The sequence below is a fragment of the Streptomyces sp. SP17BM10 genome (assembly GCF_036322405.1).
Taxonomy (GTDB): Bacteria; Actinomycetota; Actinomycetes; order Streptomycetales; family Streptomycetaceae; genus Kitasatospora.
This window is the reverse complement of sequence record NZ_JAQYXB010000593.1, coordinates 1-432: the sequence shown is the minus strand read 5'-3', so window position 1 is coordinate 432 and position 432 is coordinate 1. Positions and strand designations below refer to the sequence as shown.

Sequence of the window (432 nt, the reverse complement as noted above, 5' to 3'; positions counted from 1 at the left end):
CGATTCCCTGGTCACCCAGGTCGCCGGGACCATCGTGCCCGGCGACCTGCGGGGCGAGATCATGCGGACCCCGACATCGTCCAGCACCATGCCGAATCAGTTCGTGCGCAAGTGGGAGGACCTACGGGACGAGGACGGCCACCGGGTCATCGAAGCGGGCACCGGCACCGGCTACTCGACCGCGCTGGGCTGCCACCGCCTCGGCGAGGACCGGAGCGTCTCCGTCGAGGTCGACCCGGAGGTCTCCGCGCGGGCCGGCGTCTCGCTGGGGGCGTGCGGGGTCTTCCCCGATCTGGTCGTCGGCGTCGCCCTGGCCGGCTACCCGGGAGACGAGCGGTTCGACCGGGTCATCGCCACCTGCGGCGTCCTCACCATCCCGCCCGCATGGATCGAGCAGACCCGCCCCGGCGGGATCATCCTGGCCACCGTATG

1 pseudogene is annotated in these 432 nt (G+C 72.0%); it reads left to right on the top strand.

Going from position 1 to position 432, the window contains the following annotated elements:
- Positions 1-88: 88 nt before the first annotated feature.
- Positions 89-432 (top strand): annotated as a pseudogene (locus PUR71_RS20235) (ATP-grasp peptide maturase system methyltransferase); the annotation flags it as partial.